Annotated in this window: 22 protein-coding genes; 15 read left to right on the top strand and 7 right to left on the bottom strand. The window is 61.5% G+C overall.

The window, feature by feature from the left end:
• Positions 1-52 precede the first annotated feature (52 nt).
• On the bottom strand, positions 53-844 hold the full coding sequence (locus U862_RS0112585) for a 1-acyl-sn-glycerol-3-phosphate acyltransferase (protein ID WP_025110727.1): 792 nt from the start codon (positions 842-844) through the stop codon (positions 53-55).
• The gene (gene olsB, locus U862_RS0112580; RefSeq protein WP_025110726.1) at positions 844-1,599 is read right to left on the bottom strand and encodes an L-ornithine N(alpha)-acyltransferase; all 756 of its coding nucleotides are present in this window, start codon (positions 1,597-1,599) and stop codon (positions 844-846) included. Before olsB ends, U862_RS0112585 begins: the two co-directional genes overlap by 1 nt.
• 152 nt (positions 1,600-1,751) lie before the next feature.
• Here olsB and U862_RS0112575 point away from each other — a divergent pair, with 152 nt between their 5' ends.
• From U862_RS0112575 to U862_RS0112555, 5 genes are all read left to right on the top strand, one after another.
• Complete coding sequence (locus U862_RS0112575) at positions 1,752-2,630, top strand: acyl-CoA dehydrogenase family protein (protein ID WP_025110725.1); 879 nt, start codon at positions 1,752-1,754, stop codon at positions 2,628-2,630.
• 167 nt (positions 2,631-2,797) lie between these two features.
• Positions 2,798-3,877: a serine hydrolase gene (locus U862_RS0112570; protein ID WP_025110724.1), complete on the top strand. Its 1,080-nt coding sequence runs from the start codon at positions 2,798-2,800 to the stop codon at positions 3,875-3,877.
• On the top strand, positions 3,874-4,179 hold the full coding sequence (locus tag U862_RS0112565) for a hypothetical protein (protein ID WP_025110723.1): 306 nt from the start codon (positions 3,874-3,876) through the stop codon (positions 4,177-4,179). The genes U862_RS0112570 and U862_RS0112565 overlap by 4 nt, the downstream gene beginning before the upstream one ends.
• A gap of 168 nt (positions 4,180-4,347) precedes the next feature.
• A complete protein-coding gene (locus tag U862_RS0112560) occupies positions 4,348-4,938 on the top strand; it encodes a YceI family protein (RefSeq protein WP_025110722.1) in 591 nt (196 codons plus the stop codon).
• A gap of 1 nt (position 4,939) precedes the next feature.
• On the top strand, positions 4,940-6,097 hold the full coding sequence (locus U862_RS0112555; protein ID WP_025110721.1) for a phosphatidylserine/phosphatidylglycerophosphate/cardiolipin synthase family protein: 1,158 nt from the start codon (positions 4,940-4,942) through the stop codon (positions 6,095-6,097).
• A 137-nt stretch (positions 6,098-6,234) separates the two neighbouring features.
• Here U862_RS0112555 and bglX read toward each other — a convergent pair whose 3' ends face one another.
• A complete protein-coding gene (bglX, locus tag U862_RS0112550; protein WP_025110720.1) occupies positions 6,235-8,526 on the bottom strand; it encodes a beta-glucosidase BglX in 2,292 nt (763 codons plus the stop codon).
• A 260-nt stretch (positions 8,527-8,786) separates the two neighbouring features.
• On the opposite strand from bglX, the gene U862_RS0112545 reads away from it, so the two are divergent.
• The 4 genes from U862_RS0112545 (at position 8,787) to U862_RS0112530 (ending at position 12,207) form a co-directional block, all read left to right on the top strand.
• Positions 8,787-9,395 (top strand): LemA family protein, encoded by a 609-nt coding sequence (locus U862_RS0112545; RefSeq protein WP_025110719.1) that lies wholly within the window; start codon positions 8,787-8,789, stop codon positions 9,393-9,395.
• 25 nt (positions 9,396-9,420) lie between these two features.
• Positions 9,421-10,173 carry a YgcG family protein gene (locus U862_RS0112540; RefSeq protein ID WP_025110718.1) on the top strand — a complete coding sequence of 251 codons (753 nt, stop codon included), beginning with the start codon at positions 9,421-9,423 and terminating at the stop codon, positions 10,171-10,173.
• 33 nt (positions 10,174-10,206) lie between these two features.
• Positions 10,207-10,824 carry a TPM domain-containing protein gene (locus U862_RS0112535; protein WP_025110717.1) on the top strand — a complete coding sequence of 206 codons (618 nt, stop codon included), beginning with the start codon at positions 10,207-10,209 and terminating at the stop codon, positions 10,822-10,824.
• 165 nt (positions 10,825-10,989) lie between these two features.
• Complete coding sequence (locus tag U862_RS0112530) at positions 10,990-12,207, top strand: SAM-dependent methyltransferase (RefSeq protein WP_025110716.1); 1,218 nt, start codon at positions 10,990-10,992, stop codon at positions 12,205-12,207.
• A 59-nt stretch (positions 12,208-12,266) separates the two neighbouring features.
• Here the strand turns inward: U862_RS0112530 and U862_RS0112525 are convergent, their stop codons facing one another.
• Positions 12,267-13,172 (bottom strand): DMT family transporter, encoded by a 906-nt coding sequence (locus U862_RS0112525; RefSeq protein ID WP_025110715.1) that lies wholly within the window; start codon positions 13,170-13,172, stop codon positions 12,267-12,269.
• Positions 13,173-13,443: 271 nt separating this feature from the next.
• On the opposite strand from U862_RS0112525, the gene U862_RS0112520 reads away from it, so the two are divergent.
• The 3 genes from U862_RS0112520 to U862_RS0112510 all read left to right on the top strand — a co-directional run bounded on the left by U862_RS0112520 (position 13,444) and on the right by U862_RS0112510 (position 14,872).
• Positions 13,444-14,025, top strand: coding sequence for a DJ-1/PfpI family protein (locus U862_RS0112520; RefSeq protein ID WP_025110714.1), 582 nt, complete (start codon positions 13,444-13,446; stop codon positions 14,023-14,025).
• Between the two features lie 13 nt (positions 14,026-14,038).
• Complete coding sequence (locus U862_RS0112515; protein ID WP_025110713.1) at positions 14,039-14,344, top strand: ribbon-helix-helix domain-containing protein; 306 nt, start codon at positions 14,039-14,041, stop codon at positions 14,342-14,344.
• Positions 14,345-14,527: 183 nt separating this feature from the next.
• Positions 14,528-14,872: a YegP family protein gene (locus tag U862_RS0112510; protein ID WP_025110712.1), complete on the top strand. Its 345-nt coding sequence runs from the start codon at positions 14,528-14,530 to the stop codon at positions 14,870-14,872.
• Between the two features lie 135 nt (positions 14,873-15,007).
• Here U862_RS0112510 and U862_RS0112505 read toward each other — a convergent pair whose 3' ends face one another.
• Both U862_RS0112505 and U862_RS0112500 read right to left on the bottom strand, forming a co-directional pair.
• Entirely contained in the window at positions 15,008-15,889 is an 882-nt protein-coding gene (locus tag U862_RS0112505) for a dihydrodipicolinate synthase family protein (RefSeq protein WP_025110711.1), read from the bottom strand.
• Between the two features lie 24 nt (positions 15,890-15,913).
• A complete protein-coding gene (locus U862_RS0112500) occupies positions 15,914-16,696 on the bottom strand; it encodes an aldolase (RefSeq protein ID WP_025110710.1) in 783 nt (260 codons plus the stop codon).
• A 106-nt stretch (positions 16,697-16,802) separates the two neighbouring features.
• Between U862_RS0112500 and U862_RS0112495 the strand changes: the two genes are divergently transcribed.
• On the top strand, positions 16,803-17,345 hold the full coding sequence (locus tag U862_RS0112495) for a helix-turn-helix domain-containing protein (RefSeq protein WP_003222480.1): 543 nt from the start codon (positions 16,803-16,805) through the stop codon (positions 17,343-17,345).
• Between the two features lie 72 nt (positions 17,346-17,417).
• Here the strand turns inward: U862_RS0112495 and U862_RS0112490 are convergent, their stop codons facing one another.
• Positions 17,418-18,437, bottom strand: a complete 1,020-nt coding sequence (locus U862_RS0112490; RefSeq protein ID WP_025110709.1) for a DUF4917 family protein — start codon at positions 18,435-18,437, stop codon at positions 17,418-17,420.
• Positions 18,438-18,590: 153 nt separating this feature from the next.
• On the opposite strand from U862_RS0112490, the gene yiaY reads away from it, so the two are divergent.
• Together yiaY and U862_RS0112480 are read left to right on the top strand one after the other, a co-directional pair.
• Entirely contained in the window at positions 18,591-19,739 is a 1,149-nt protein-coding gene (yiaY, locus tag U862_RS0112485) for an L-threonine dehydrogenase (protein ID WP_025110708.1), read from the top strand.
• A gap of 68 nt (positions 19,740-19,807) precedes the next feature.
• Positions 19,808-20,719, top strand: coding sequence for a LysR family transcriptional regulator (locus U862_RS0112480; RefSeq protein ID WP_025110707.1), 912 nt, complete (start codon positions 19,808-19,810; stop codon positions 20,717-20,719).
• Positions 20,720-20,733 lie beyond the last annotated feature (14 nt).

The following is a 20,733-nucleotide window of genomic DNA, read 5'->3' as shown; positions in this document are numbered from 1 at the left end:
TGAATGACACACCGCCTTCGCGAGCAAGCCCGCTCCCACCGGGGATCAGTGCTCAGGCAGCAATAGCGGGGCGCATTGGTGCTGTCTGTTTCTCCGGGATCGTGCCAAACAACGCCTTCTGCACCGCCTGCTGCGCTTCAAACGCCAGCGCCGCGCGCTCCCGGCCCTGACAGGCAATCGGCTTGAGCAGATGCACTTCGACATCGCCGCAATCATTGCTGAACAGGCGCATCAGGTGCGACAGAAGATCATCGTCACCAATGAACGGCGCCAGGGTATCGATGTCGCCATCGCGCAGATAACGGATCGCCACCGGTTGCAGCATCACCTCGGAATCAATCGCCGCCGACAGCAGGCGACCATGAAAGGTGCGCAGCGAGCGGCCATCGGTGGTGGTGCCTTCCGGGAACATCAGCAGCGGATGTCGGGTTTGCAGGTGGCGGGTCATCTGTTTGCGGATCAATTGGCTGTCGCCCGAACCGCGACGGATGAACAGACTGCCAGCCTTGGCCGCCAGCCAACCGGCCACCGGCCAGGTGCGCACCTCGGCCTTGGACAGAAACGACAGCGGCGTGAGCATGCCCAGCAGCGGTATGTCGGTCCATGACACATGATTGCTGACCCACAGCATCGGCTGCTTCGGCAACTCGCCATGCACGGTCACGCGAAAGGGCAGGGCATTGCTCAGGCGCGCCATGAAAAATCGCGACCAGCGCTGCCGGCGCTGCATCGAGTGGGCCAGGCCCAGACGCTCGAACACGCCGAAGACGCTGGCCATGGTCAGGCCCAGCGTCACCACCACCAGCACCCGCGCGATTCGCGCGTACACCCGCAACCGGCTCATCACACCGCCGCCTTGAAGTGCTTGGCGTAACGCGGGCAGAGTTCGTCGCGCTTGAGCAGGATGAACACGTCGGCGACCTGGAAGTCTTCGTCCCAGCACGGCTCGCCGCAGATCTTCGCGCCCAGACGCATGTAGGCCTTGAGCAGCGGTGGCATTTCGGCGATCACGTTGGATGGGATATCCAGCGATGGCAGCGGATTTTTCGGTTCGGCGCGCAGGTGCTCGGTGCACAGATAGCGTTCACGCAAGCGCTGCATGATCGCGTGGGCCTGCACGCCGCCGTCTTGCATCGGAATGCTCGCGCAACCCATCAGGTAGCTGTAGCCACCCTGGTTGAGGACTTCGGCCAGTTCGCCCCAGAGCACGGCGATGGTGCCGCCGTTGCGATAGGCCGGGTCGACGCAGGTGCGGCCGATTTCGAGGATCGGCCCTTGCAGGTGCGCCAGGCCATGCAGGCTGAATTCTTCTTCGCTGTAGAACTTGCCCAGGCTGCTGGCAGCTGTGTGATCGAGCAAACGGGTGGTGGCGACCAGACGCCCGGTGTTCAAGTCACGCACGCCGATGTGGCTGCAGTGAACATCATAGTCATCCATGTCCAGACCCAGTTCCGCGCCTTTCAGCTTGGCGTTGAATTCGCCGCTGAACACGTTGAAACGCAAGGCCTGGGCTTGCTGCAAGGCCTCGGCGCCGATCAGGCGTTCGGCTTGCAGGCGGCGTTCATTGCCGGTGTCGCTGATGCGGGCGATCTGAGTCATTTGAATCTCCGTACGGGCCTTGAACCCGTCGTGGGTTGCAGCCGATCGACTTTCTTTATGCAGCCATGTTGTGCAAAGTCAGGCTATGTAGCCCCGGTGTCATCGCCATGAACGTTTGGTGATGCTTGTATGACAGCCCACAAGGAGCCTCTATGCCCTGGCCCAGCCTGCTCGAAAGCCGTGAACGCCTGCCCGCCGTCGCTGATCTGGCGGAGGGTTTCGCCATGTTGTTGCATCAATTGGGCAACGTGACGCCGTTCGAACTCGCGGTGGCGGGAGGGCGGCGAATGGCGACGCCGGGGCTCGCATTTCTGGTGGGTTATCAGGCGGCATTGCGCATGCTCTGGCCGAGCGCACCGCCAAGTCTTGGCGCGTTGTGTGCGACCGAACAGCGCAGCCTGCGCCCGGCGGACATGCAGACGCGCCTGACTGATTTGCGCCTCAGTGGGCAGAAAGATTTCGTCACCGCAGGGGATGCGGCGGATTGGCTGCTCGTCGCCGCGCGCCATGAGGAGCCCGGCGAGTCACCACGCCTGAGTCTGGCGGTGGTGTACCCCGGCGAACCCGGCGTGCGTGTGGAAAAACTCCCGGCACTGCCGTTGATGCCGGACATCAGTCACGGTCGGCTGCATCTGGATGGCGCGCTGTGCGAGTTGCTCCCCGGGGATGGCTGGGATGCTTATGTGAAGCCGTTTCGCACCCTGGAAGATGTCTATGTGTTGAGCGCCATGACCGCGTGGCTGTATGGCGTCGGCCAGGACAGTGGCTGGTCGCAGACCCTGCAATTGCGCTTGCTGGCGCTATTGGCCGGGTGTGCGGAGGCGAGCCGCCAGCCGCCGGACAATCCGTTCGGGCATGTGTTGCTGGGTGGGTTGTTTGCGCAGTTTGATGCGCTGAAAATCGAGGTCGATCAGGCGATGGCCGATAGCAGTCCCGAGTGGGCGGCGATGTGGCAGCGTGATCAGTCAGTGATGCAGTTGGCGGCGGGGGCACGAGCCAAGCGCTTGGCCAACGCTTTGGCGGTGGGCTGACGGGCCCCTTCGCGAGCAAGCCCGCTCCCACAGTTTGATCGCATTCCTACTGAAGGAGCTCGGTCAACTGTGGGAGCGAGCCTGCTCGCGAAGGCGGCCGCAAAATCACTGCACCTCTGTCATAAACCCCGACTAATCTGAGCAGGTTCATTCCCAGAGCCCTCACCATGTTCAAAGGCCTGCCTCTGTTTCTGCTGCTGATCAGCTTCACCGTTCACGCCGAACCATGGCCTGCTGAGCAATGGCCGACCGGCCCGAAGATCAGTGACCCAACCGCAGAGGCTTTGGCGAGTTACGCCTTCCCACCCCGCGACGACACCACCGGCAAAGGCATCCGCACCGACGCGCTGCTGATCATCCGCGACGGCCAGATCATCTACGAACGCTACGCCGGCCCGACCCGGGCCGAGACCCCGCACCTGACCTGGTCGATCAGTAAAAGCCTGATGGCCACGGTGCTGGGCGTGGCGTATGGCGAAGGCTTGTTCAGGCTCGAAGATCCAGCTGTGAGGTTCTACCCGCCACTGGAAAAACATCCGGCCATCACAGTCGCCGACCTGCTGCACTGGGCTTCCGGCCTGGACTGGCAGGAAGACTACGAATACGCCCCGCTGAAGTCCTCAGTGGTGGCGATGCTCTATACCCGGGGGCATCGCGACATGCCCGGGTTCACCGCCGATCGCGACGCCTACGCGCCACCGGGGCAGGCGTTCCGTTATTCCAGTGGCGACAGCAATCTGTTGGCCGCCGCGCTGAGAAACATGGTCGGCCCGCAGCGTTATCCCGACTATCCGTGGACGGCGCTGTTCGAGCCGCTGGGCATTCGCCACGCCGTGTGGGAAACCGATGCCGGCGGCACGTTTGTCGCCTCGTCATATGCCTATCTCACCGCCCGTGATCTGGCGCGGGTCGGACTGCTGATGGCCCGCGACGGGCGCTGGAATGATCGACAGTTGTTGCCCAAGGCTTGGCTGGCCTTCAACCGTGAACCGTTTGCCGGCTACAAGGCGCATCAGGATGAGGCGGTGCCCGGTGGTCAGTGGTGGCTCAATCGCCCGGCCGATAGCGCCGCCTCGCCGTGGCCCGACGCGCCCCCCGACACCTTCGCCGCTTTGGGCCACTGGGGCCAGGCACTGTATGTGATCCCCAGCGAGAAACTGGTGATCGTGCGTTATGCCGATGATCGCGACGGCAGCTACCGCCATAACGAACTGCTCAAGCGCGTGCTCAAGGCGGTGCAGCCATGAAACTGCTCAAGCGGATTCTGCTGTTGCTGTTGATCGTGCTGCTCGGCTGGATCTGGCTCGAGCGGGACAACCTGTGGGCGTTTCCGGACATCATCAGTGCCTACACGGCGAAGGAATATTGTTCGTGTCGCTACGTGATGAACAACGAAGCGCAGTATTGCCGGGGCTACGTGAAACAGTGGCTGCCCACCAGCAGCTTTACCGACGACAGCGCGAGCAAGACCATCACCGTCAGCGGCATGGGCCGCAGCAACCGTGCACAGTGGCTGAGCGAACGGCAGGGCTGCCGGCTCAATCCCTGAGTTACGCCATCCCTCTGTGGCAGCGAGCCTGCTCGCGAAATCGGCGCTGGCCGCAATACCTGCAGTGCGACGAGCATTGGGTTCGCGAGCAGGCTCGTTCCCACAGGGCTTGCAATAACTCGGTGGGCGGTTAAGGTTCGTGCAGGTTTATCGCCCAGCGAGTGTTCAATGTTCAACCGCCCCCTCTCTACAGCCTTCGCCAGTCTGCTATTGGCCGCCGCCGCGTTGCCGGCGCAGGCCAACTGGTATTTGGACGGCGAGTCGTCGCGGCTGTCGTTTGTCAGCACCAAGAATGCCCACGTTTCCGAAGTGCAGCGTTTTCTGGTGCTGCACGGCAAGGTCGACCCCAGCGGTCGGGCCGAGGTCGAAGTCGAACTGGACTCGATCAACAGCGGTATCCCGCTGCGTGACGAGCGCATGCGCAAGGAGCTGTTCCAGATCGAGCAATTTCCGGAAGCGACCATCAGCACCCAGATCGACCTGCGCCCGATCAACGATCTGGCCCCCGGCGCGCAGCTTGAATTGCGTCTGCCGCTGACCGTGAATCTGCACGGCAAACAACACCAATACCCGGCCGAGTTGCTGGCGACGCGTCTCGATGACCGACGCTTTCAAGTGGTGACCCTGGAACCGTTGGTGATCAACGCCGAGGATTTCGATCTGGTGCCGGGTCTGGAAACCCTGCGTAACCTGGCCGGGTTGTCGGCCATCAGTCTGTCGGTGCCGGTGGGTGCGGTGCTGATCTTCACGGCGCGCTGACATGCGTGGCGCGGTGTTCCCGTGGCGTGACGGCAACCGTTTCGAACTGATGATCGACGGCCCGCAATTCTTCCCGCGCATGCTGGTGGAAATTGCCCGGGCTGAAGAACAGGTCGAACTGGAGCTGTATCTGGTGGAGGCGGGCGCCTGCGCCGAAGCCGTGGTCCAGGCGCTGGTGCAGGCCGCCGAGCGCGGTGTGCGGGTGCGCTGCCTGTTCGATGATTACGGCAGCCTCGCGTTTACCCTGCACCTGCGTCAGCGCCTGAAAAAAGCCGGGGTCGAACTGCGTTTCTACAATCGCCTGAACTGGCGGCGCTGGGTCGGCAATTTCTATCGCGATCACCGCAAACTGCTGCTGGTCGATCAGCGTCTGGCGGTGGTTGGCGGCACCGGGGTGACCGATGAATTCTGGACCCCGGAACAGGACACCAGCGAGTGGCATGAAGTGATGGTGGAAATCACCGGCCCGCTGGTGCTCGACTGGCAGATACTGTTCGACCGCCAATGGATTGCCAACCGCCATCGCCGGGCGTGGAAGCCTTCGGCGCATGTCGGCCTGCCACGCTTGCCCAAGGTGCCGGACATGGGCGAGGGCATGGGCCGCGTGGCGTACGCCGATGCGCGCCAGCACCGCGACATTCTGCAATCGCTGTTCCGCGCCTTGAACAGCGGGCAGAAACGCATCTGGATGGCCACCCCGTATTTCCTGCCCACCTGGAAAATCCGCCGCTCGCTGCGCAAGGCCGCTGCCCATGGTGTTGACGTCCGGTTGCTGCTGACCGGGCCGCGCACCGATCACCCGTCAGTGCGATACGCCGGCCATCGCTACTACCCGCGCCTGCTCAAGGCCGGGGTGCAGATCTTCGAATACCAGCCGTGCTTCCTGCACCTGAAAATGGTGTTGGTGGACGACTGGGTGAGCATCGGCTCGTGCAACTTCGATCACTGGAATCTGCGCTTCAATCTGGAGGCGAACCTGGAGGCACTGGATCCGTCACTGACGGCAGCGGTGGTGAAGAGTTTCGAGAAGGACTTCGGGCTGAGTCAGCAGGTGAGTCTGGAAGAGTGGCGGCGCCGACCGTTGTGGCGACGGGTGAAGCAGCGGATTTGGGGATGGGTGGATCGGGTGGTGGTGAATATTCTCGACAGACGCGGTTAGTCGCTCCGCCAAATAAACACTGAAATCCAAATGTGGGAGGGGGCTTGCTCCCGAATGCGGTGTGTCAGTCAGCTTTGATCCAGCTGAATGACCGCAATCGCGAGCAGGCTCACTCCTACAGGGTATTGCGGTGCTTGTTACAGCAATTCAAAGCTCTGCTGCGTCACGTCCTGCGAATCCAGGCCGATCTGCACGTTGAACTTGCCAGGCTCCGCCGCGTACTTGAGCTGGGCGTTGTAGAACTTCAGATCATCCTCGGTGATGGTGAAATGCACGACTTTCTGTTCACCGGCCTTGAGCATGATTTTCTGGAAGTTCTTCAGTTCTTTCACCGGGCGGATCATTGAACCGGTGACGTCCTGAATGTACAGCTGCACCACGGTTTCGCCGTCGCGCTTGCCGGTGTTTTTCAGGGTGACACTGGCGTCGAGCTTGCCGGCGGTGTTCAGCGTGGTCGATGACAGCGCCATGTCGCTCAGGGTGAATTGGGTGTAGCTCAGGCCATAGCCGAACGGGAACAGCGGACCTGTGGTGTCATCGAAATACTGCGAGGTGTAGTTGCCCGGTTTGCCCGGCGTGAACGGCCGGCCGATGCTCAGGTGGTTGTAGTAGGTCGGGATCTGGCCCACGGAACGCGGGAAGGTCACCGGCAGTTTGCCCGACGGGTTGTAGTCGCCGAACAGCACGTCAGCGATGGCATTGCCGCCCTCGGTGCCGCTGAACCAGGTTTCGAGAATCGCGTCAGCCGACTGGTTCTCTTCGAGAAGGGTCAGCGGTCGGCCGTTCATCAGCACCAGCACCAGTGGCTTGCCTGTGGCTTTCAGCGCGCGGATCAGCTCGCGCTGGTTTTCCGGGATGTTCAGGTCGGTGCGGCTGGACGATTCGTGGGACATGCCACGGGACTCGCCCACGGCGGCAACGATCACATCGGCGTCCTTGGCGGCTTTCAGCGCTTCGTCGATCAGCACGTTGGCCGGGCGCGGGTCATCGACCACTTCCGGCGCGTCGAAATTGAGGAAGTTCAGGTAATCGAGCACCTTCTTGTCGCTGGTGATGTTCGCGCCACGGGCGTAGATCAGGTTCGCCTTGTCGCCGATCACCGAGTTCATGCCATCAAACAGAGTGACCGATTGCGCCGGTTTACCCGCCGCCGCCCAACTGCCCATCATGTCGATCGGGGCCTTGGCCAGCGGGCCGACCAGCGCGACTTTCGCGGTTTTCTTCAGCGGCAGCGTGTCGTCCTGGTTCTTCAGCAGCACCAGGCTGCGGCGCGCCACTTCGCGGGCCTCGGCGCGGTGCAGGCGGCTGTCGGCGTAGGTGTCGGCCGGATCATCCTCGGCCTTGCCGATGCGCAGGTACGGGTCCTTGAACAGGCCCATGTCGTACTTGGCGGCGAGCACTTCGCGTACCGCGTTGTCGATGTCTTTCTGTTCAATCTCGCCTGACTTGAGCAGCCCCGGCAGCTCTTTGCCATACAGGGTGTCGTTCATGCTCATGTCGATGCCGGCCTTGATCGCCAGCTTCGCCGCTTCGCGACCGTCGGCGGCGACGCCGTGCTTGATCAGTTCGAAGATCGCACCGTGGTCGCTGACCGCCAGGCCCTTGAAGCCCCAGTCCTTGCGCAGCAGATCGTTCATCAGCCAGGTGTTGGCCGTGGCCGGAATACCGTTGATCGAATTCAATGCCACCATCACCCCGCCGGCGCCGGCATCGATCGCCGCGCGGTACGGTGGCAGGTAGTCCTGGTACATCTTGACCGGGCTCATGTCGACGACGTTGTAGTCGCGACCGCCCTCGACCGCGCCATACAGGGCGAAGTGCTTGACGCTGGCCATGATGCTGTCTGGCGCGCTCGGGGTCTCACCCTGATAGGCCTTGACCATCACTTTGGCGATGCGCGAGGTCAGGTAGGTGTCCTCACCGAAGCCCTCGGAGCTGCGGCCCCAGCGCGGGTCGCGGGAAATGTCGACCATCGGCGCGAAAGTGATGTCGAGGCTGTCGGCGGCGGCCTCTTTGGCGGCAATGCGCCCGGACTGGCCGATGGCGTCCATGTCCCAGCTCGACGCCAGGGCCAGCGGAATCGGGAAAATCGTACGGTGACCGTGGATCACGTCGTACGCAAAAAACATCGGGATCTTCAGGCGGCTGCGCATCGCCGCGTCCTGCATCGGACGGTTTTCCGGGCGGGTGATCGAGTTGAACGTACCGCCGATGTTGCCGGCGGCGATCTCTTTGCGGATCAGTTCGCGGGGCATTTCCGGGCCGATGCTGATCAGGCGCAACTGGCCGATCTTTTCATCGAGGGTCATTTGCTTCATCAGATTGCTGATGAACGCGTCCTTGTTTTCCAGGGGTACTGGGGTCGTGGCGGCCAATACTTGATGACTGGCCAGGCTGACGAACAGACCCAGCAAACACAGCTTCTTCATGAATATTTTTCTCAAGGGCCCAAACGGCAATGCAATGCCGGCCAGCCAAAAGTTAGGGAGCGACTATTGTTGTTCGGGTGCAGGCTCAAAAAGACCGAGCCGAAAAACGCCCGCCGACCGTCGGCAGCGTATGCGCAGGGCCTCTTTTTAGCCCATTGGCCCGTTGCAATCCAGTGGCGCGGCCGATTATGCCCCAACCGCCGATGCAGAAGGTTTCACGGTCGGTCTTTTCATGAAATACGCCAGGGAGCATCACTTTGATGAATGTCAGTCCAACCTACCGCTCGCGTTTGCAGATCGCCACGCTGCTGGTGCTCGCCACGTTGTTGACCGCGTGTGGTATCAACAACATTCCGACCCTCGACGAGCAGGCCAAAGCAGCCTGGGGCCAGGTACAGAACCAGTACCAGCGCCGTGCCGACCTGATCCCCAATCTGGTGGAAACCGTCAGAGGCTACGCCAAGCATGAAGAGGCGACCCTGACCGCGGTGGTCGAGGCCCGGGCCAAGGCGACATCGATCCAGGTCGATGCCAGCACCCTCGACAACCCGGAAAAACTCAAGCAGTTCCAGCAGGCCCAGGATCAGTTGAGCGGTGCATTGAGCCGTCTGATGGTGGTGTCCGAGCGATATCCGGACCTGAAGGCCAATCAGAACTTCCTGGCCCTGCAATCGCAGCTCGAAGGCACGGAAAACCGGATTGCCGTGGCGCGGCGCGATTTCATTCTGGCGGTGCAGAAGTACAACACCGAGATCCGCACCTTTCCCGGTCGCCTCTGGCACAGCGTGATGTACAGCGATCTGCCGATTCGCGAAACCTTCGAAGCCACCACCCCCGGTGCGGAAAAGGCCCCGGAAGTGAAGTTCTGATCCGTTGTTGCGGATGAGGTTGCCCATGCGTGTGTTGAAGATAGGCCTGGTGCTGATGCTGTGGCTGTTTGCCGTCAGCGCCCGGGCCGAGTTGACGTTCCCGGCGCTGAGCGGGCGGGTGGTGGACGAGGCGCAGATGCTCGAACCCTCGGTGCGCACGCAGTTGAGCCAGCAGTTGCAGGCTCATGAGCAGGCGACCGGCGAGCAACTGGTGGTGGTCACGGTGCCCGATCTGCAAGGCACCACCATCGAGGATTACGGCGTGCAACTGGGCCGGCATTGGGGCATCGGCCAGAAGGACAAAAACAACGGCGCGCTGCTGATCGTCGCCCGCGACGAGCGCAAGCTGCGCATCGAAGTCGGTTACGGGCTGGAGGATCGGCTGACCGATGCGCAGACCTCGGTGATCATCCATCAAGTGATCACCCCGGCGTTCAAGACCGGCAATTTCAGCAAGGGCATCAGCGACGGCGTGGCGGCGATGCTGGTAGTGCTGGGCGGCAATCCGCTGGACGAGCCCTCGACGGTGTATGAGCCGAGTGGTGATCCGTCCGACGATTTCGTCTCGCGGCATCCGGCGCTGTTCGTTTTTCTGCTGATGTTGTTCATCCTGACGGTGTTTGTCTGCCAGATGCTCGGTATCCTTCCCGCCGGCCGTGGCGGCTCCGGTGGCGGGGGCGGTTTCGGTGGTGGTGGTTTTGGCGGCGGCGGTGGAGGCGGGGGCTTCAGCGGCGGCGGGGGCAGTTTCGGCGGTGGTGGTTCGTCCGGCGGCTGGTGAACACACAACAATAATGATCAGGCACTTTTCGACATGGCATTACTGACCGAACACGAACAACGCAAAGTCGCCGAGGCGATTGCCCGGGTCGAGCGCGACACCGACGCCGAACTGGTGACGGTGCTGGCGGCCCGCGCCGACGACTATGCGTACATCCCGTTGCTGTGGGCCAGCCTGCTGGCGCTGCTGGTGCCGGGCATCGTGCATTACCTGACCGGCTGGCTGACCATGCACAGCCTGTTGCTGGTGCAATGGGGGCTGTTCATTGTCCTGTGCCTGCTGTTTCGTTTGCCGAAGGTCACCACCCACCTGATCCCGCGCCGGGTGCGGCACTGGCGTGCGTCGAACCTGGCGCGGCGGCAGTTTCTCGAACAAAACCTGCACCACACGGTGGGCAGCACCGGAGTGCTGATTTTTGTCTGTGAGGCTGAGCGCTATGTGGAAATTCTGGTGGATGAGGGCATTTCCAGACGGCTGGACAACAAGAGCTGGGATGCGATTGTCGCGGCATTCACCGAGCAAGTGCGGCAGGGGCGCACGCTGGACGGGTTCGTCACCTGCATCGAGGCCTGCGGCGAGCTGCTGAAAGTGCATGTGCCGGTGACGCAGGTGAGGAATGAATTGCCGAATCGGCTTATCGTGCTGGCCTGATCTTCCCGGGTACAGCCGTTTCCTTGTGGTGAGAGGATAAATCCCCTCACCACAAGGTTAAACGCCACGGTTTGCACCGTTGGGTAAATAAGAGCGTGTCCCCAACTCCCTTCCCCCCTAAAATACCCGCCATTCCCGATTTCGCCCGTCCGAGGCCGCTTTTCCATGTCCGTTACTGCTCCTTCCATCAAGCCTGCGCCCGATCACCACGCCCAGTTCATCGAGCTGCTGCAAACCAGCCTCGAGCAGAGCGGCTTCATCAAGCTGGTGCTGGCCAAGTACGTGGGCGAAGAAGCTGATCTGCAGCGGATCATCGTCAAGGCGGTGACGGTGAAGGCTCAGCCCAACCTGTCCTTTGTCTATCGCTACAAGACCCGCGACATCACCAAGAACCTGCCGCTGAGCGAAGGCGTGGCGGTGATTGCCGAGCTGCTGCCGGCTGCGTTCAAAAATGCGCATTTGCTGACCGTGACCGACGAAGCCCAGCTCGAATACAGCAAAAAGGGCAAGAGTTCGCTGTTCAAGAGCAAACCTCAGCAATTACGTGAAGCGCCGTCTGCCGAGCACAACCGCGAGAAGAACCGCTTTTTGGACCTGAGCCGACCGTTCCTCAAGGACTTGGGCGTGACCAACGCGCAGCATGAGTTGATCCCGGCAATGTCGCGCAAGTGGAAGCAGATCAACAAGTTCATCGAAGTTTTCAGCCACGCCCTGACCTCGTCACCGCTGGCGCTGGACAAACCGGTGCGCGTGGCGGATTTCGGTTCGGGCAAGGGTTACCTGACGTTCGCGATTCACGACTACTTGCGCAACACGCTCCAGGCCGAAGGCGAAGTCACTGGCGTCGAGTTGCGTGAAGAGATGGTCAACCTGTGCAACGCCGCTGCGGCGAAGCTGGAACACCCGGGGCTGGTGTTCAAGTGCGGTGACGTGCGCAGCGTCGCGCCGAGCGAACTGGAGGTGATGATCGCCCTGCATGCCTGCGACATCGCTACCGACTACGCGATCCACACCGGCATTCGTTCGGGTGCCTCGATCATCATGTGCTCGCCGTGCTGCCACAAACAGATCCGCCTGCAGATTCAGAGCCCGGCGCTGCTCAAGCCGATGCTGCAATACGGTCTGCACCTCGGTCAGCAGGCGGAAATGGTCACCGACAGTCTGCGTGCGCTGTTCCTTGAGGCCTGCGGGTATGAGACCAAGGTGTTCGAGTTCATCTCGCTGGAGCACACCAACAAAAACAAGATGATCCTTGCGGTGAAGCGCGCCGAGCCGGTAGACCCGGCTCAGTTGCTAGTGAAGATTGAGGAGTTGAAGGCGTTCTACAACATCAGTGAGCACTGCCTGGAAACCCTGCTGCGCGCCGACGGTTACCTGGCCTGACCTTGTGGGAGCGAGCCTGCTCGCGAAGGCAGACTGCCAGCCAACGATGATGCCGGCTGTTACGGCCCCTTCGCGAGCAGGCTCGCTCCCACATGGGGTTTGATGGCGGTCTTGCGGCCGAGCATCACGGTGGCGATCACACCACAGGCAAACACCCAGGTGATCGGTTCCACATGTTCGCCAAAGAACAGCGCCGAAAACGCGATGGTGAAGAAGATCTGCAGCAACTGGATCTGACTGACCCGCGCGATCCCGCCCATTGCCAGCCCGGCGTACCAGGCGAAAAACCCGAGAAACTGCGAGAACAGTGCCACGTAGCCGAAGGCCCACCAGGTCTTGGCCGACACCGCACCCTGATGCTGCAGCGCCAGGTACAACACCGGTCCGATCAGCAGCGGCGTCGACAGCACCAGCGCCCAGCAGATCACCTGCCAGCCGCCCATCTCTTTCGCCAGTCGGCCACCCTCGGCATACCCCAGCCCCCCCACGGCAATCGCGCCGAGCATCAACAAGTCCCCGGCCTGAATGCTGCCGGCGCCGGTGTACAACGCGTAACCGAGCACCAGCGCACTGCCCAGCGCGGCGCAGGCCCAGAAGGCTTTCGACGGGCGTTCATGGGACAGCCACGCCGCATACAGCGCCACGCACAGCGGCTGCAGACCGTTGACCAATGCGCCGTGAGACGCCGGCAGGGTCTGCATGGCCCATGCCGACAGCACCGGAAACCCGAGGATCACCCCGGCGATCACCAGGCTCAGGCCTTTGACCTGCTGCCAGGTCGGCCACTTTTCCCGGCGCCACAACAGCAGCAGCGCCGCCGGAATCGCCGCGAACAACGCCCGACCGAGGCCATTGAGCAGCGGATGCAGTTCCTGCACCACGATCCGGGTGAAGGGCAGGGTGAGGCTGAAAATCACAACCCCGAGCAGGCCCAGGGCCATGCCGGTGTTTTCGCGCGAAGACATGATGGGTAACCAGACGAAGGTGGCAGGGAAGGTGGCTTCATCTAGCCATAAACCGGGTGGTTTGGGCTGCTACAGCTAGGCACAGACTTATCCATACAGTTGGCGGGCACCATCGCGAGCAGGCTCACTCCTACAGTTGGAATGCATACCCCTGTAGGAGTGAGCCTGCTCGCGATGAAGTCAACTCGGTAGTAGCCGGTTGTTACCTGCCCGAGCGGATAAGGTCTACCTTGAATACTCCTGCAAGCCCTTTCCCAGAGGAGTCCTCCCCATGGCCGCGAAAAAAATCCTGATGCTGGTCGGCGATTACGTCGAAGACTACGAAGTGATGGTGCCGTTCCAGGCCCTGCAGATGGTCGGTCATACCGTGCATGCCGTGTGCCCGGACAAGGCTGCCGGCAAGACCGTGCGTACCGCGATCCATGACTTCGAAGGTGACCAGACTTACAGCGAGAAACCCGGTCACCTGTTCGCCCTCAACTTCGACTTCACCAAGGTCGCCGAGGCAGACTACGACGCGCTGCTGATCCCGGGCGGTCGCGCGCCGGAATACTTGCGCCTGAACGAAAAAGTCCTGGCACTGGTGCGCGATTTCGACAAGGCCGGCAAACCGATTGCCGCGGTCTGCCATGGCGCGCAACTGCTGGCGGCGGCGGGCGTTCTCGAAGGGCGCGAATGCAGCGCCTATCCGGCCTGCGCCCCGGAAGTGCGCCTGGCGGGTGGTACGTACATCGACATTCCGGTGACGGACGGCCATGTTCAAGGCAATCTGGCCACGGCACCGGCATGGCCGGCGCATCCGAACTGGCTGGCCGGTTTCCTCGGCTTGCTGGGCACCAAAATCACCCTGTAACGAGGTTTCGCCCATGTGCGAGCTCTACGTCAAGGCCGATCCGATTCTCTACGAATCACGCTCGCGCTCGCTGCGCATCTGCGGTGTGGTGACGACCCTGCGCCTGGAAAACCAGTTCTGGGACATCCTCAGCGAAATCGCCGAAGTCGATGGTATGACCACCAATCAACTGATCGCCAAGCTGTATGAGGAGGTGATGGATTATCGCGGGGAAGTGGTGAATTTTGCCTCCTTCTTGCGGGTGAGTTGCACGCGGTATCTGACTCAGCGGCGGGTGAGTGCGCCGGAGTTGTCGGTGGTGCGGGCGGCGGTGAAATAGCCGATTGCGAGTCGACCCCTTCGCGAGCAAGCCCGCTCCCACATTCGGCCGGGTTCTCCCAATGGGATGCGCTCAACTGTGGGAGCGGGCTTGCTCGCGAAGAGGTCAGGACAGGCGACAGACGTCTGGAGCTGGTCTTTACTCTGAAGCGCGAAACCTCTCAAACGCCCAGGAGAAACGAGCATGTCCGGATGGTACGAAGTGAGCAAAAGCAGCAACGGTCAGTTCAGGTTTGTACTGAAGGCTGCCAACGCCGAAACCATTCTCACCAGCGAGCTCTACACCACCCGCGCGGCAGCCGACAACGGCATTGCCTCGGTGCAGACCAACAGCCCGCTGGATGAACGTTACGAGAAAAAGACCACCAAGGATGGCCATCCGTACTTCAATCTGAAGGCTGCCAACCACCAGATCATCGGCAGCAGCGAGTCGTACTCCACAGACGCCGCATGCGCCAAAGGCATTGCCAGCGTCAAGGCCAACGGGCCGAGCAAAGTGATCAAGGACAAGACGTTGCCGGTGCTCTGAAGAACACCGAAAATCAAAAATGGGGGAGCGGGCTTGCTCGCGAAGGCGGCGTTACCTTCAACATTTTCGTTGACTGATAAACCGCTTTCGCGAGCAAGCCCGCTCCCACATTGGGTTTTGTGTATTGCCTGATGATCAGCGCAGGGTCTTGAGGATTGCCTGTAGCTGGCCTTGCCCAGCCTCGCTCAACGGGAACACTGGCAACCGTGGATCACCAACCTCCAGCCCTGTCTCACGCAATCCAGCCTTGATCGTCGCCGGCAAACCGCCCTTGAGGATGAAGTCCAGCAGTGGCAGCTGGCGATAGAACAGCTCGCGCGCCCGTTCCAGGTCACCGGCCAGCGCGGCCGCGTACAAGTCCAGATTCAGCTGCGGGATCAGGTTCGGCGCGGCGGTGCACCAGCCCTTGGCCCCGGCGGCAAACGCTTCCAGTGCCAGCGGATTGCAGCCGTTGTAGAACGGCACCTGGCCGTCGCCGAGCAATTGCAGCTTGTGCATGCGCTGAATGTCGCCGGTACTCTCCTTGACCATGGTGACGTTTTCTACGCCGTTGACGATGCGCAGAATCAGCTCCACCGACATGTCCGTGCCACTGGTGGCCGGGTTGTTGTAGAGCATGATCGGCACGCCGATGCTGTCGCCGATCGCGCGGTAGTGGGCAAGGATTTCCGCCTCGGTGAGCTTCCAGTACGAGGCCGGCAGCACCATCACCACGTCGGCACCGTGAGCTTCGGCGAAGCGCGCGCGGCGTGCGGCTTTGGCGGTGGTCAGGTCGGATACGCTGACGATGGTCGGCACCCGTTTGGCGACGTGCTTTAGGCTGAACTCGGCGACCTGATCCCACTCGGCGTCACTCAGGTAGGCACCTTCGCCGGTGCTGCCGAGCGGGGCGATGGCGTGGACGCCGCTGTCGATCAGGCGATCGATGGACTTACCGAGGGCCGGCAGATCCAGGCCTTCGCCATTGGCGCCGAACGGGGTGATGGTGTAGCCGATAATGCCGTGAATGTTGGGCATGTTGAGTCTCCGTGAAAGGTGAAATCAGTTCAGGCAATCGGCGTGTTGGCGCAGGTTCTGCCGAGCGTAGTAGTTGAAAGCGGCGGCGTGGCGTTTGGGTTTCGACACCCAGTCATGAGCCTCGCGACCCAGCGCCGGAATGATCGGTTTGATCGTGCCGGCAGCCATCGCCAGCAATTGCAACTTGGCGGCGCGCTCGATCAGTTGGGCGATGACACAGGCCTCTTCGATCGTGGTACCGGTCGACAGCTGGCCGTGGTGCGAGAGCAGAATCGCGCGTTTGTCGCCCAGCGCACCGGCGATCAGTTCGCCTTCCTCGTTACCCACCGGTACCCCTGGCCAGCCTTCGAGAAACGCGCAATCGTCGTACAGCGGGCATAGGTCCATGTGGGAAATCTGCAGTGGCACTTCCAGCATCGACAGCGCGGCAATGTGCGTCGGGTGGGTGTGAATGATGCAGTTCACGTCCGGTCGGGCGCGGTAGACCCAGCTGTGGAAACGGTTGGCCGGGTTGGCCATGCCGTGACCTTCGAGCACTTCGAGGTCTTCGTTGACCAGCAGCAGATTGCTCGCGGTGATTTCATCGAAACCCAGGCCCAGTTGTTGAGTGTAATAGGTGCCGGGTTGCGGGCCACGGGCGGTGATTTGTCCGGCCAGACCGGAGTCATGCCCGCTTTCGAACAGAATCCGGCAAGTCAATGCCAGCTTTTGCCGATCGGTCCACGTATTATCCGCCAGGCTTTTTTGCATCTGGGTCAGCGCTTGCTTGACCAGTTGTTCTTTGGGTAGTGCTAATGTCTTGGCCATGTCTGTGTCCTTTGGGTGATTGCAAATGACACTAAAGAGCCTATATGACACAAAGTGTCATAAGCAAGCATAAATCGTCGCTTCCTTGATGGAATAACCGCTGCGCATGTCTATCCGTTTGAAATTATTGAGAAAAAAACTTGGCGTAACCCTTGAGGCGTTGGCCGAAAAATCCGGCATGACCAAGAGTTACCTGTCGAAAGTCGAACGCGGGTTGAATACCCCGTCGATCGCTGCGGCGTTGAAACTGGCGAAAGCGCTGAACGTGAAGGTCGAGGAGTTGTTCTCCGAAGACAACGTCAGCCTCGACAGCTACAGCCTGGTGCGCAGCCACGAACGCCAGTCACTGGCGGCCAATGACCAGAGCCCCGGGTACGCGGTGCTGGCGCATCAGGTCAGCGAACGCAACCTGCTGCCGTTCATCATCTATCCGCCGAGCGAATTCACCGACAAGACGTTCAAGGAGCATTTGGGCGAGGAGTTTCTGTTCGTTCACGAAGGGCAGGTGGAAGTGGACTTCATGAACGAGCGGGTGCTGCTGGAGCGCGGCGATGCGCTGCACTTCAATGCGCAAAAGCCGCACCGGATCAGGTCGGTGGGCGAGGTGCAGGCGCAGTTGCTGGTGGTGGTGCACAGCTCGGAAGAATGAGCCGACCCCGAAAGCTGCGTCGGAACGCCGCCCGGAGCAGGCTCGCTTGCGAAGGTGTCAGTCAGGTCTGCATCAAACCTCGACAGGCACCGACAACTTCGGACTGCCCAACGCATGCGTCTTCGAATCAAAGAACCGCAACTCAACCCCGGTCCCTTCGAACACCTTGGCGTAATGGCGCTTCTGATGCTGGATGAACGCCGCACTGCGCGGATAAATCGAGATTGCCACGGTCTTTGGCTTTGCCAACCGCAAGGCCCGAATGATGTGTGCATCCTGCTCGCCCAAGGCCTGGCCGAAGATGCACAGACTGTCGTCATGACCCAATAACTGCTCGTAGCAGAACGACAGATAATCCGAGCTGCGGATGGTCTTGAGTTTGTCCGCGCTCGGCCCTTCGGTGACGAACAGCGGCACGTCATCCAGGGTCTTGATCGTGTTGTTGATCGCAAAACTGCCGAGCAGGGTACCTTCGGTCGAAGTCAGTTTGCGTGCAGTGCCGTCCTGATTGCGCACCAGGTGCAGGCCACCGTGCAGGTACAGCAAACGCGGTTTGGCCGTGGCACTTTCGCTCAGGTCGAAACTGGCATTGGGGCCATTGAACAGATCGTCGATGGCCTCGCTGTTGTGTTGCAGCGCCCAGTAGTTGAGCAGGTCGTAATTGCTGGTGAACACCGTGCGATAGCGCGCCAGTTCTTCATTCAGCGTCGCCAGCGTCGAGGCCTGCACCAGCCGCCACGGGATGTGCACGGCGTGCACGGTGTTGATCAGCGCTTCCTTGATCGCGTAGTAGCGATTGCGCGGTGCGGCCGAGCTGACGGCCAGTGCCTTGTTGACCCGGCTGGTGGTTTTCAGCGCGCCGAGCACCTGCTCGAAGCTGCGCGTCTGCAGGGCGTCGAACACGCTCAGTTCCGACGGGCTCAGCGGTTTTTCTTCTACCGTGCGCGCGTTTTCGAACAGCGAGTCGTAGCCGAAATCGTCCCACACCGCACGGCTGGCGCCATTGCCCACCAGCAGACCATTGAAGTCAGCGGTGGCGCGCAGGGCGCTCCAGTCTTCGAGGGTGGCGTCGACATCCAGAAAATCGGTCATTGCGTAGGAAGTCTCAAAACAAGGGGCAGATGGGCGGCGACTTTATCACGAGCGAGCATTGAGCCAGATCAACATCGGTGGTGACCGATCGGTCGATCCTGTGTGCATCCGCCGTATCGGAGCAGTCGATTCGGCCCCAGTCAGGAGACGCGCATGAGCAGCACCTTTTTCATTCCGGCCGTAAACATCATGGGCAACGGATGCCTGGACGAGGCCATGGTTGCGATCCGCAATTATGGTTTTCGCAAGGCGCTGATTGTCACCGACGCGGGGCTGGCCAAGGCCGGTGTGGCGACCATGCTTGCCGAAAAGCTGGCGATGCAGGACATCGACTCGGTGATTTTCGACGGGGCCAAACCGAACCCGAGCATTGCCAACGTCGAGTCCGGGTTGGGACTGCTCAAGGAAAGTCACTGCGATTTCGTGGTGTCGCTGGGCGGCGGTTCGCCCCATGACTGCGCCAAGGGTATCGCCTTGTGCGCGACCAACGGCGGACAGATCCGCGACTACGAAGGCGTCGATCAATCGAGCAAGCCGCAACTGCCGCTGATCGCCATCAACACCACCGCCGGCACCGCCAGCGAGATGACCCGTTTCTGCATCATCACCGACGAATCACGCCACGTGAAAATGGCCATCGTCGACCGCAACGTCACGCCGCTGCTGTCGGTCAACGACCCGGCACTGATGGTTGCGATGCCGAAAAGCCTGACCGCCGCCACCGGCATGGACGCGTTGACCCACGCCATCGAAGCCTACGTCTCGACCGCCGCCAACCCGATCACCGACGCCTGCGCACTGAAGGCCATGACCCTGATCAGCAACAACCTGCGCCTGGCCGTGCGCGACGGCAGCGACCTCGCGGCGCGGGAGAACATGGCCTATGCGCAGTTCCTTGCCGGCATGGCGTTCAACAACGCGTCGCTCGGCTACGTACATGCGATGGCGCACCAGTTGGGCGGTTTCTACGACTTGCCGCATGGTGTGTGCAACGCGGTGTTGCTGCCGCATGTGCAGACCTTCAACGCGCTGGTCTGCGCCGAACGCCTGACTGACGTGGCCCATGCGATGGGCGCGGACATTCGTGGTTTCAGTCCGGAAGAGGGCGCTCAGGCGGCGATCAACGCGATCCGTTGCCTGGCCAGGGATGTCGATATTCCGGGTGGCCTGCGTGAACTTGGCGCCAAGCTCAGCGACATCCCGGTGCTCGCCACCAATGCCCTGAAAGACGCGTGTGGCCTGACTAATCCACGGGCGGCGGATCAGCGGCAGATCGAGGAGATTTTCCGTAACGCGTTTTGAAGCCGGCACGGCGGTGGCGAACGGCGGTATGCTCAACGCTCGTTCGCACCACCTCCGCCGAGTCCCACATGCTGCAAAAAAGCCTGATTCGCCGCCTCGACCTGATCACCCTGCAACTGTTTGTCGCCGTGCACGAAGAGGGCACGCTGACCCGTGCGGCCTCGCGCGAAGCCATCGCGGTATCGGCGGCCAGCAAGCGCCTGATGGAATTGGAGGAGGCGCTGGGCATCAGTCTGTTTGTGCGTCAGGCCAAGGGCATGACACTGACGGCGGCCGGCGAAACACTGCTGCACCATGCTCGGCAGATGCTGTTCAACGTCGAGAAAATGGGTCTCGAATTGGGCGAGCACAGCCATGGCGTGCGCGGTTATGTGCGCATGCTGGCGAACCTTTCGGCGATCATTCAATTCCTGCCCGAAGATTTGCGCGATTTCTCCGCACAGCATCCACAGGTCAAGACCGATCTTGAAGAGCGGCCCAGCGCCGGGGTGATTCAAGGCGTGCTCGATGGGGTTGCGGATCTTGGCATCTGTTCCAGTGACAGTGATATCAAAAGCCTGCACAGCGTGGTGTACCGACAGGACAGACTGGTGGTGGTGATGCTGCCGGAACATCCATTGGCTACCCGCGCGTCGGTGGCGTTCAGCGAAACGCTGGACAGCGATTATGTCGGTCTGCACGCGGCCAGCTCGATCAACATGCGCACCCACGCGGCGGCGCGTCAGGCTGGCAAGGTGCTGCGCATTCGTATTCATGTACCGGGGTTCGACGCGGTGTGCCGGATGGTCCAGGCCAATATGGGCATTGGTATTCTGCCGCAGCGCGCCTATGAGCTGTTTGGCCAGGCGATGGGGCTGCACGCGGTACCGTTGACGGATGCGTGGTCGGATCGTGCGTTGATCGTGGTGGTGCGCGATGAGGCGGGGTTGTCGCCGGTGAGCCGGATGTTATTCGAGCATTTGCGTGGGCAGCGCTCTTAGATTTCCCGTGAATG

The sequence above is a fragment of the Pseudomonas sp. H1h genome (genome assembly GCF_000633255.1).
In the GTDB taxonomy this organism is placed as follows: Bacteria; Pseudomonadota; Gammaproteobacteria; order Pseudomonadales; family Pseudomonadaceae; genus Aquipseudomonas.
Note: the sequence above shows the minus strand (reverse complement) of the source record. Positions and strands in the feature narration are given on the sequence as shown.

Coding starts and splice junctions, on each gene's coding strand:
- U862_RS0112585 (WP_025110727.1), bottom strand. CDS start 844: ATGAGCCGGTTGCGGGTGTACGCGCGAATCGCGCGGGTGCTGGTGGTG.
- olsB (WP_025110726.1), bottom strand. CDS start 1,599: ATGACTCAGATCGCCCGCATCAGCGACACCGGCAATGAACGCCGCCTG.
- U862_RS0112575 (WP_025110725.1), top strand. CDS start 1,752: ATGCCCTGGCCCAGCCTGCTCGAAAGCCGTGAACGCCTGCCCGCCGTC.
- U862_RS0112570 (WP_025110724.1), top strand. CDS start 2,798: ATGTTCAAAGGCCTGCCTCTGTTTCTGCTGCTGATCAGCTTCACCGTT.
- U862_RS0112565 (WP_025110723.1), top strand. CDS start 3,874: ATGAAACTGCTCAAGCGGATTCTGCTGTTGCTGTTGATCGTGCTGCTC.
- U862_RS0112560 (WP_025110722.1), top strand. CDS start 4,348: ATGTTCAACCGCCCCCTCTCTACAGCCTTCGCCAGTCTGCTATTGGCC.
- U862_RS0112555 (WP_025110721.1), top strand. CDS start 4,940: ATGCGTGGCGCGGTGTTCCCGTGGCGTGACGGCAACCGTTTCGAACTG.
- bglX (WP_025110720.1), bottom strand. CDS start 8,526: ATGAAGAAGCTGTGTTTGCTGGGTCTGTTCGTCAGCCTGGCCAGTCAT.
- U862_RS0112545 (WP_025110719.1), top strand. CDS start 8,787: ATGAATGTCAGTCCAACCTACCGCTCGCGTTTGCAGATCGCCACGCTG.
- U862_RS0112540 (WP_025110718.1), top strand. CDS start 9,421: ATGCGTGTGTTGAAGATAGGCCTGGTGCTGATGCTGTGGCTGTTTGCC.
- U862_RS0112535 (WP_025110717.1), top strand. CDS start 10,207: ATGGCATTACTGACCGAACACGAACAACGCAAAGTCGCCGAGGCGATT.
- U862_RS0112530 (WP_025110716.1), top strand. CDS start 10,990: ATGTCCGTTACTGCTCCTTCCATCAAGCCTGCGCCCGATCACCACGCC.
- U862_RS0112525 (WP_025110715.1), bottom strand. CDS start 13,172: ATGTCTTCGCGCGAAAACACCGGCATGGCCCTGGGCCTGCTCGGGGTT.
- U862_RS0112520 (WP_025110714.1), top strand. CDS start 13,444: ATGGCCGCGAAAAAAATCCTGATGCTGGTCGGCGATTACGTCGAAGAC.
- U862_RS0112515 (WP_025110713.1), top strand. CDS start 14,039: ATGTGCGAGCTCTACGTCAAGGCCGATCCGATTCTCTACGAATCACGC.
- U862_RS0112510 (WP_025110712.1), top strand. CDS start 14,528: ATGTCCGGATGGTACGAAGTGAGCAAAAGCAGCAACGGTCAGTTCAGG.
- U862_RS0112505 (WP_025110711.1), bottom strand. CDS start 15,889: ATGCCCAACATTCACGGCATTATCGGCTACACCATCACCCCGTTCGGC.
- U862_RS0112500 (WP_025110710.1), bottom strand. CDS start 16,696: ATGGCCAAGACATTAGCACTACCCAAAGAACAACTGGTCAAGCAAGCG.
- U862_RS0112495 (WP_003222480.1), top strand. CDS start 16,803: ATGTCTATCCGTTTGAAATTATTGAGAAAAAAACTTGGCGTAACCCTT.
- U862_RS0112490 (WP_025110709.1), bottom strand. CDS start 18,437: ATGACCGATTTTCTGGATGTCGACGCCACCCTCGAAGACTGGAGCGCC.
- yiaY (WP_025110708.1), top strand. CDS start 18,591: ATGAGCAGCACCTTTTTCATTCCGGCCGTAAACATCATGGGCAACGGA.
- U862_RS0112480 (WP_025110707.1), top strand. CDS start 19,808: ATGCTGCAAAAAAGCCTGATTCGCCGCCTCGACCTGATCACCCTGCAA.